Here is a 6,953-nt window from a genome sequence, read left to right on the forward strand (position 1 = left end):
TTTTCGCCTATCCGGCCTTCTTGGCCCGGGTCGGCGCGCGCACGGGCTTTTCCGCCTTCTTCGGCTCTTCCTTGGCGGCGCGCTTGCCGGCACCGGTACCGCTTCCGGCGATCGGCAACAGCATTTCGCGCTGGCCCTCGACCCGCTTCTTCGGCTTCTTGCCTTTTGCCTTGGCGGGAGCGGGTGCCTGCTGCTCATTGGCAAGGCTGCGCTTGAGCGCGTCCATCAGATTGATGACATTGCCGGTCGATTTCGGCGTGGCCTTCGCCACCGGCAGGCCGTTGCGTTTCTGGTTGATCAGCTCGATCAGCGCGGTCTCGTAGCGGTCGTCGAACTCCTCGGGATCGAAGTCGGCCGATTTCTGCTCGACGATGTGCTTGGCAAGATCGAGCATGTCCCTGGTGATCTTCACGTCCTGCACGTCGTCGAAATATTCCTTCTCGTCGCGGACCTCGTAGGGGTAGCGCAGCAGCGTTCCCATCAGGCCCTTGCCGAGCGGCTCGAGTGCGATGACATGCTCACGGTTGGTCAGCACCACACGGCCGATCGCGACCTTGTTCAGGCTGCGGATGGTCTCGCGGATCACCGCAAACGCGTCATGGCCGACCTTGCCGTCCGGGACGAGGTAATAGGGGCGGATCAGATAGCGGCTGTCGATATCCGCCTTCGGCACGAATTCATCGATCTCGATGGTGCGGGTCGATTCCAGGGCGATGTCGTCGAGCTCGTCCTTGGTGATCTCGATGTAGGTGTCGGTATCGACCTTGTAGCCCTTCATGATGTCTTCGGCGGCGACTTCCTCGCCGGTCTCGGCATCGACCTTGGCGTATTTGATGCGGTGCCCGGTCTTGCGATTGACCTGGTTGAAGGAGACCTTCTCGGTGTCTGACGTGGCCGGGTACAGCGCGACCGGACAGGTCACGAGCGACAGCCGCAAAAAACCCTTCCAGTTGGCGCGGGGGGCCATGGGGATACTCCGAAGACGCAACAGACGGGAGGCAGAGGATACCACCGCGGAACCGGGTTTCAAACATGGCCAAACGGTGAACCCGTCAATGACGGTTAACCGCTGATGGCCCGCATGGTTCTTGCGGATTTCTCGCGGCCTGATGCGACGCATTGGCCGGTCAGGGTCCCCAATATATCCGGAACATCGCTTGCCAACATGCGTTGCGTCCAGGAGGGGGCATCAGGCATTAGCCGGCAGTTACAGGCACTTAACTGCTAACTGAATGGAATGAGGTGGCGCATGGCAACGACACACCGAGATGGCCGGATTATTGAAACCCCGACCGAGGCGCGCCAGGCCGAACCAGGACCTTCTGTGGCCGCGCTGTTGTCGATTTCGACCGGGCTCGCGGTTCTGATCCTCGGCGTGATCTGGTTCGTATTCTTCCACACCTGAGAGATGGCCGGTGGTTCGGTCGATTGGCTGCTGATGCAGGTGCATCGGCCGAAGACCCCGGAAACCGAGCGACTGGTACTTCCACCGACACGTATTGCCCACAAAGTCTCTGGAAGGTGGCGCCCAGAGGAGCGTCACCAGTTTATCGAATTTGCACCGTAGAAGTCGGATCTGAAGGTTTCCACCGCAGATCCGGTATGCCCTCCCCACCAGAAAAAGTTTCGTTCCTGACGCGGGTGAAGGAGCGCAGTTTCTCCGGCGCGTTCCTGGCGGTGGCGCTGCTCGCCATGGTAGGCTGGGTCTACCTTTTGGGTTCGCTGTTCCTGAAATTGATGCTCTGGAGTTTCTCTTGATCCGCGCCGCGGGGGTGACCGCCGCAACTTTACCGTTCCTTAACTAAGACGGGGCGAGTTTGGCGCGTTGCTCCGTAGGGCCCCGGACCGGACGAACGCAGATGTTTCAGCTCTTCTTGCGATCCCGAGCGCAGAACTTCATCAAGGCCCGGCTCGGGATCGATGAAGGTTTTCGCGCGCGTTCGCCCGAGCGCGACGCCGAGACCGACCGGCTGCGGGTGGCATCCATCGTGGCCGCGATCGACAATGCGTTGCAGGCGGCGGAAAGCGAACAGAGCGGCCTGAGCCGCCGTGTCGACGATGTCCTGGCGCGCGCCGCGGTGACGCTCGGCAACGGCACCGACGAGTATCTGGAGCGCGAGCCGCTCGACAATTATCACCACGACTTGTTCGACGCCGAGATCGCCAATGGGCAGCGCCGGCTGCAGGAGCTCGCGGCGGCGATCTCGCACTTCAAGTTCATGAAGGCCGCCGTGCTGAGCCGGTTTCCGGACTACAAGACGGCTGCGAACAATTAGGGCAGGCGCCCGACCTCCGGCCGCACCGATCAAGGATAATTGGCCGATCGGTTCCGCTGAAGCCTTCACCGCGACGCATTGTCGGGCGATGATCGTGCCGCTGGGTAGTATGACGCGAAGGATAGAAGAGCGGTGTCTGCAGACAATTTGCTGGTTACGGGTTGCGCGGGGTTCATCGGCCTTCATCTGACACAACGATTGCTGGCGGCCGGCCAGCGCGTCATCGGCATTGATAATCTCAACGACTATTACGATCCGGCGCTTAAGCTCGCCCGCCTCGATCTCATCAAGGAGCATCCGAACTTCACCTTCCACCAGCTCGATCTCGCCGACCGCGCCGGGATGAAGGCGCTGTTCGAGCAGTACCGCTTTCCGGCGGTGGTCCATCTGGCGGCGCAGGCGGGCGTCAGATATTCGCTGCAGAATCCTCACGCCTATGCCGACTCCAACCTGGAGGGTTTCATCAACATCCTGGAAGGCTGTCGGCATAATGGCTGCCGGCATCTCCTGTTCGCGTCATCCTCCTCGGTCTACGGCGCCAACACCAAGCAACCGTTCTCCGTGCGCGACAATGTCGATCATCCGATCAGCCTTTATGCCGCGACCAAGAAGGCGAACGAACTGCTCGCCCATTCCTACAGCCACCTCTACCGCATCCCGATGACCGGGCTTCGCTTCTTCACGGTGTACGGCCCCTGGTATCGGCCCGACATGGCGCTCTATCTGTTTGCGCGCGCGATCAGCGAGGGCAAGCCGATCAACCTGTTCAATAACGGCAACATGCGGCGCGATTTCACCTATGTCGACGACGTCGTCGAGGCGATGATACGGCTGGTCGATCACGTGCCGCAGGGCGATCCGGACTGGTCCGGCGACGAGCCCAATCCGAGCTCGAGCACGGCGCCGTGGCGCATCTACAATATCGGCAACAACAAGCCGGAAGAATTGATGCACGTGGTGACGCTGCTGGAGAAGGGGCTTGGGCGCGAGGCCGAGAAGGTACTGCTGCCCATGCAGCCCGGCGACGTGCCCGCAACCTTTGCTGACGTCGATGACCTCGCGCGTGAGATCGGCTTTCGGCCGCAGACCCGGATCGAGGATGGCGTCGAGAAGTTCGTCGCCTGGTTCCGCGACTATCATCGCGTGTGACTGAAAGCCTCAGCTTCGAAGTTACTCGCTGTCATAACGACGTACCGTCAGCCGTCGTAAGATTGTCTTTGATCAATATCGAGGCAGCCGTCTGCACATGAAGTCAGGCGTCTGAATAATGTTTCAGCGCGTCAATCATGCTGTCGTCACAACCGGCACATGAAAATATTGTCAGAACGAGATATATTGTCGGCAAGCATATTGGGTTGATGTCATGTTTCCCGCGTTGATTTTGCTTGTCACCTTCTCAGTCGGCTTTCTGCTGGGATATGCGGTCGCGCGACTGGCGCTCGCGGAAACGTCGGGCGCATTATCTGCTTTACGCGCCCTATGGGATTCGCGGTTCCTCGGAGAAGCCTTCCGTCGCTGAAGCATCACCGCCAACGAAGGCGCATGATCGCGCCGGCGCGTTGATGCAGGATTGATGGCAGTTCTCTCTCGGCTCCAGAGCGTGATATCGCTCGTTCAGCCACGTACCTCACTATGACAGCGCCTGCGCCTCCGAGGCTCTCCGAAAGATCGGGCACCACAGCCCAGATTGATATTGCGCTGTAGTTATTCTTAATTATATTGAAGACGAGAAGGGGAGCCTCCCGTTGTCCCGGACCACTACCATGACCGTTCGCCTCAGCGGCGCCCTGAGCGACTTCGTGGCCGCAAATGTGGGCGAGGACGGTTCTTACGAAAACATCAGCGAGTATGTCCGCGACCTGATCCGTCGCGACAAGGAGCGGGCTGAGAAGGAAGCTTTTGACCGGCTAAAGGCCGAGCTTAACAAAGCGTTCGCGGCGCCAGAAGCCACATACACGCCGCTGAACGCCGCCGAGATAATTGCGCGCAATCGGACCTGACTGGATGGCCGTTCGCGTCCAGGAGGCGGCCTCACATCGCCTCGACGAGCTTTATCGCTACACGCGCAACCGATGGGGGAGCGATCAGGCGGATCGCTACATCATCGGCCTGTTTGCGGCATTCGAGAAGATCGAGACGCATGGCGTGATGTCGAAGCCTGTTCCGGCTGAATTCGGTGTGGAGGGGTATTTCTTCAGGTATGAGCGCCACTTCGTCTATTGGCGCAGGCTGTCGGACGGCGACATCGGCATCGTCACCATCCTCCACAAACGCATGCACCAGATCTACCGCTTCCGTGAAGACTTTGGGCTGAACGGGCCTTTTGAGAAGTCTTAGCCGCGTCGACGGGATCGCTGAGATATGTCTCATCCGAAACTCAAGGAATTCATCAAGGAGGAGAGCGGGGAGCCAGCGCAGAAGCTGGCGCGATTTACACTGTCCTTGGACGGCGAGAGAGTCCCCACTCGGCGCCTGCGCCATAGTCGAGTCTTTTCTTCGGCGTGTCTTAGAAACGGCTGTTGAAGGCGGCCTATGCCTCCCCCGCCAGCTTGCGGGAGAGTCGGAGCGAATTCGCCGTCCTCATGCTTTAACTTGCCGACGACGTCGGTCGGCCCACGCTTTCGTACTTGAATCCGTGAGCGATGACATCGCTGGGCCGATAGACGTTGCGGAGGTCGATGATGGCCGGATTGGCCATCTTCTGCTTCAAGGCGTCCAGATCGAGTGCGCGGAATTGCTCCCACTCGGTCACGATCACCAGCGCGTCGGCGCCCTCGGCGCAACTGTACGGGCCGTCGCAATAGGTGACGTCGGATAGTTCAGCGCGTGCCTGTTCGATGCCTTCCGGATCATAGGCCTTGATCTTCGCCCCGAGATCCTGCAACGCCGTGATCAGCGGGATCGATGGCGACTCCCGCATGTCGTCGGTGTTGGGCTTGAAGGTCAGGCCGAGCAGCGCGACGGTCTTGCCGCGCAGCGACCCGCCAAGCACCGAGACGACCTTGCGCGCCATCGCGCGCTTGCGGTTTTCATTCACCGCCAGAACCGCTTCGACGATGCGGATCGGCGCTTCATAATCCTGTGCCGTCTTGATCAGGGCGCGCGTGTCCTTTGGAAAGCACGATCCGCCGAAACCAGGGCCGGCGTGGAGGAACTTGGTGCCGATGCGATTATCAAGGCCGATGCCGCGCGCGACCTCCTGCACATCGGCCCCGACCTTCTCGGCAAGATCGGCGATTTCGTTGATGAAGGTGATCTTGGTCGCAAGAAAGGCGTTCGCGGCGTATTTGATCAGCTCAGCGGTGCGGCGGCCGGTGAACATCAGCGGCGCCTGATTGAGGTAGAGCGGACGGTAGATCTCGGAGATGGCCTTTCTGGCCCGCTCGTCGTCAGTGCCGGCGACGATACGGTCGGGATGCTTGAAGTCCCTGATCGCCGCGCCCTCGCGCAGGAACTCGGGATTGGAGGCGACCACGACGTCGGCGTCGGGATTGGCTTCGCGAATGAGGCGCTCGACCTCGTCGCCGGTTCCGACCGGAACCGTCGATTTGGTGATCACCACGGTGAAATCTCTGAGGCTCGCCGCGATCTCGCGGGCCGCCGCGTAGACATAGCTGAGGTCCGCGTGACCATCGCCCCGCCGCGACGGGGTTCCGACCGCTATGAAAACGGCGTCGGAATGAGAGACTGGATCGGCAAGGTCAGTCGTGAACGACAGCCGTCCGGACCGCGTATTGGTTTCCACCAGCCGATCCAGATCCGGCTCGAAGATCGGGATTTCGCCTCGCTTCAGCGCCGCGATCTTTTCCGCGTTCTTGTCAACGCAGGTGACTTGATGCCCGAAGTCAGCAAAGCAAGCGCCAGAGACGAGGCCGACGTAACCCGTGCCCACCATCGTTATTCGCATATCGGATCCTGAAAGCTCTTCTTAAGTGGATCGCCCACGTTGAGGCGCGTGTGGATGTGTCACGCTGTGACTTGAATGGTCATAGCTGAACCACTTCCATGATGACCAAATGACGGTCAAAGGCAATCCCCAGCCCGTTTGCGGGGCTTGGAGCATGATCCGGAAAAGTGGAAACCGGTGTTCCGTCTAATTGGATTATGATCTCGGGCCTATCCCAGCCCGATGCGGGCACGTTCGTAGCCCCGATCGAGGATGGCCTGCCACCAGGGACGATTGTCACAAAACCAACGGGTCGTTTTCGCAATGCCGCTCTCGAACGTTTCCAGCGCCTTCCATCCCAATTCGCGTTCCAGCTTCGAGGCGTCGATGGCGTAGCGGCGGTCGTGGCCGGGACGGTCGGCAACGAAGGTAATCAGGTTTCGGCGCGGGCCCCGTGCGCTCATTGAGATCTCGTCGAGGAGGTCGCAGATGGTTTCGACCACATGCAGGTTGCTGCGCTCGTTGCGGCCGCCGACATTGTAGGTCTCGCCGACCGCGCCGTGCTCGAGCACCAGCGTCAGTGCCTTCGCATGGTCCTCGACATAGAGCCAGTCGCGGATGTTCTTTCCGTCGCCATAGACGGGCAGGGGCTCGCCAGCCAGGCCCTTGATGATCATGTGCGGAATCAGCTTTTCCGGGAAGTGATAGGGGCCATAATTGTTCGAGCAGTTGGTGACCAGCGTCGGCAAATCGTAGGTCTCGCGCCAGGCGCGCACCAGATGGTCGGAGGA

9 protein-coding genes are annotated in these 6,953 nt (G+C 60.3%); 6 read left to right on the forward strand and 3 right to left on the reverse strand.

Annotated elements, in window-relative coordinates:
- Positions 1-7: 7 nt before the first annotated feature.
- Positions 8-967 (reverse strand): non-homologous end joining protein Ku, encoded by a 960-nt coding sequence (ku, locus tag AC5ZG1_RS34520; RefSeq protein ID WP_456642956.1) that lies wholly within the window; start codon positions 965-967, stop codon positions 8-10.
- A gap of 282 nt (positions 968-1,249) precedes the next feature.
- Here ku and AC5ZG1_RS34525 point away from each other — a divergent pair, with 282 nt between their 5' ends.
- The 6 genes from AC5ZG1_RS34525 to AC5ZG1_RS34550 all read left to right on the forward strand — a co-directional run bounded on the left by AC5ZG1_RS34525 (position 1,250) and on the right by AC5ZG1_RS34550 (position 4,613).
- The gene (locus AC5ZG1_RS34525) at positions 1,250-1,405 is read left to right on the forward strand and encodes a hypothetical protein (protein ID WP_165435535.1); all 156 of its coding nucleotides are present in this window, start codon (positions 1,250-1,252) and stop codon (positions 1,403-1,405) included.
- A 197-nt stretch (positions 1,406-1,602) separates the two neighbouring features.
- Positions 1,603-1,758, forward strand: coding sequence for a hypothetical protein (locus AC5ZG1_RS34530; RefSeq protein WP_165435534.1), 156 nt, complete (start codon positions 1,603-1,605; stop codon positions 1,756-1,758).
- 101 nt (positions 1,759-1,859) lie between these two features.
- Positions 1,860-2,276, forward strand: a complete 417-nt coding sequence (locus AC5ZG1_RS34535; RefSeq protein ID WP_456642955.1) for a hypothetical protein — start codon at positions 1,860-1,862, stop codon at positions 2,274-2,276.
- 132 nt (positions 2,277-2,408) lie between these two features.
- Complete coding sequence (locus tag AC5ZG1_RS34540) at positions 2,409-3,425, forward strand: NAD-dependent epimerase (protein ID WP_456642954.1); 1,017 nt, start codon at positions 2,409-2,411, stop codon at positions 3,423-3,425.
- Between the two features lie 614 nt (positions 3,426-4,039).
- Positions 4,040-4,276: a ribbon-helix-helix domain-containing protein gene (locus tag AC5ZG1_RS34545; RefSeq protein WP_496135521.1), complete on the forward strand. Its 237-nt coding sequence runs from the start codon at positions 4,040-4,042 to the stop codon at positions 4,274-4,276.
- A 4-nt stretch (positions 4,277-4,280) separates the two neighbouring features.
- On the forward strand, positions 4,281-4,613 hold the full coding sequence (locus tag AC5ZG1_RS34550) for a type II toxin-antitoxin system RelE/ParE family toxin (RefSeq protein WP_496135522.1): 333 nt from the start codon (positions 4,281-4,283) through the stop codon (positions 4,611-4,613).
- 250 nt (positions 4,614-4,863) lie between these two features.
- Here the strand turns inward: AC5ZG1_RS34550 and AC5ZG1_RS34555 are convergent, their stop codons facing one another.
- Together AC5ZG1_RS34555 and AC5ZG1_RS34560 are read right to left on the reverse strand one after the other, a co-directional pair.
- Positions 4,864-6,183: a UDP-glucose dehydrogenase family protein gene (locus AC5ZG1_RS34555; protein ID WP_496135523.1), complete on the reverse strand. Its 1,320-nt coding sequence runs from the start codon at positions 6,181-6,183 to the stop codon at positions 4,864-4,866.
- 209 nt (positions 6,184-6,392) lie between these two features.
- On the reverse strand, positions 6,393-6,953 hold a 561-nt coding region (locus tag AC5ZG1_RS34560), incomplete at its 5' end, for a dTDP-glucose 4,6-dehydratase (protein ID WP_496135524.1).

The sequence above is a fragment of the Bradyrhizobium sp. Leo78 genome, from assembly GCF_059512425.1.

Excerpts from the sequence above, each read along its gene's own strand:
- ku (WP_456642956.1), bottom strand. The coding sequence starts at position 967 with ATGGCCCCCCGCGCCAACTGGAAGGGTTTTTTGCGGCTGTCGCTCGTG.
- AC5ZG1_RS34530 (WP_165435534.1), top strand. The coding sequence starts at position 1,603 with ATGCCCTCCCCACCAGAAAAAGTTTCGTTCCTGACGCGGGTGAAGGAG.
- AC5ZG1_RS34555 (WP_496135523.1), bottom strand. The coding sequence starts at position 6,183 with ATGCGAATAACGATGGTGGGCACGGGTTACGTCGGCCTCGTCTCTGGC.
- AC5ZG1_RS34545 (WP_496135521.1), top strand. The coding sequence starts at position 4,040 with ATGACCGTTCGCCTCAGCGGCGCCCTGAGCGACTTCGTGGCCGCAAAT.
- AC5ZG1_RS34525 (WP_165435535.1), top strand. The coding sequence starts at position 1,250 with ATGGCAACGACACACCGAGATGGCCGGATTATTGAAACCCCGACCGAG.
- AC5ZG1_RS34550 (WP_496135522.1), top strand. The coding sequence starts at position 4,281 with ATGGCCGTTCGCGTCCAGGAGGCGGCCTCACATCGCCTCGACGAGCTT.
- AC5ZG1_RS34535 (WP_456642955.1), top strand. The coding sequence starts at position 1,860 with ATGTTTCAGCTCTTCTTGCGATCCCGAGCGCAGAACTTCATCAAGGCC.